Below are 1,518 nucleotides of genomic sequence, written 5' to 3'. Positions count from 1 at the left end.
GCTGCCCACCTTGATCACCCCGGGGGCGGCCGAGACCGCCGCCCCCAGGATCGCCCGGGCGACGTCCCGCACGTCCACGAAATCCCGGTATCCGGACAGGTCCGGCATCCGCACCTGGTTCTCGTCCCGCTCCAGCGCCCGCCGCAGCCCCTCGGCGAGGCGCCCGAACAGCGAGGCGGTCGGCGCCCCCGGGCCCACCACGTCGAACACCCGCAGCACCGCCGCGTCCAGCCCGGAGGCCAGCACCAGCTCCGTCCCGGCCAGCTTGGAGACCCCGTACGGGCCGACCGGCCGCGGCTCGGCCTGCTCGGACACCGGCACCCCGCCGGGCACCGGCCCGTACTCGGCGGCCGAGCCGACGTGCACCAGCCGGGCCGGCTCCCGGCTGCGCCGGATCGCCTCGCAGACGGTCGCGACGGCCAGCGTGTTCGACCGGATCAGGGTCCGCGAGCTGCCGTAGGTGGCACCCGCGCAGTTGATCACCACCTGCGGCGCGACCGCGTCCAGGAAGCGGGCCAGGGCGCCCGGGCTCCCGGCGGTCAGGTCGAAGCGGATGTCGGCCGAGTCGCGCCGGCCGAGCACCGTCACCTGCAACTCCTGGTCCATCAGCAGACGATCGGTCACCCGGCGGCCGATGAAGCCGTCGGCGCCCAGCAGCAGCACCCTCATCGGGGGCGTCCTTCCACGAAGCGAGGTCGGGGACGACCTGGCGGACTGAAATACAGCGAACGAGATCTGACGGGTCTGAGAAGTCCGAAAGGTCCGGAAGAGCTGGAAGCTCCGACCGGAGGGTCAGCGGTGCGCGCCGGCCCGGCCGAGCAGCGCCCAGCCGTGGGCCAGCAGCACCACCGCGACCGCGCCGCCGCCCAGCAGGACGGCCGACGGCCAGGGGCGGCCCAGGGCGAGCGGCACCGCCGTCGCGACGGGCCCGGCCAGCGCACCCAGCGCGGCGGCCGTCGTCCGGCCGCAGCGCGCCAGCAGCGCGGGCAGCACCAGCAGCAGGCCCAGCACGCCCTGCGCCGCCCACGCCGCGGGGCCGGCCCGCTCGGCGGCCAGGTGCAGCAGGCCGCCGCCGTGGCCGGGCCCGGGGCGCGGCGCGACCACCGCGAGGACCGCCAGCGCGGCGTAGCTGAGCACCGCGAGCACGGCCAGGTGCAGCGCGACCGCGACCGGCAGCACCGGGCGCATCCGGGCCCGGAACTCGGCCAGGGTGCGGGCGGCCCCCAGGTGCCCCCGGCCGACCTGCCGGTACCAGCGGGCCGCCCGCTCCGCCGAGCCCGCCGACACCGCCGCGGCCAGCACCAGGGCGGCGGCCAGCGGCCGGTCCCGGCCCGGCGCCGCCAGCGGGAGCAGCAGCAGCGCGGCCAGGCCCAGCCCGTGGCCGAGCGCGGCGGGGCGCAGCCGGGAGCCGGCCGGCGGGGGCGGGGTGCGGACCGGGCCGAGCTCCGCCGGGCAGGGCGGGCGGCACGGCGGCGGGGCGGGCTCGGCCGGGGCGGTCGCGGTCAGCGCGGGCAGCAG

1 protein-coding gene and 1 pseudogene are annotated in these 1,518 nt (G+C 79.0%); both read right to left on the bottom strand.

Translation table 11 applies throughout. The annotated features are described in order from the left end of the window. Positions 1-669, bottom strand: a 669-nt coding sequence (locus ACFXPX_RS43630) for an NAD-dependent epimerase/dehydratase family protein (RefSeq protein WP_380645097.1), incomplete at its 3' end; no start/stop codon positions are given. A gap of 123 nt (positions 670-792) precedes the next feature. Further along, positions 793-1,518: pseudogene (locus tag ACFXPX_RS43625) on the bottom strand (hypothetical protein); the annotation flags it as partial.

The sequence above is a fragment of the Kitasatospora sp. NPDC059146 genome, assembly GCF_042786665.1.
Taxonomy (GTDB): Bacteria; Actinomycetota; Actinomycetes; order Streptomycetales; family Streptomycetaceae; genus Kitasatospora.
This window is presented reverse-complemented; position numbering and strand designations above follow the sequence as displayed.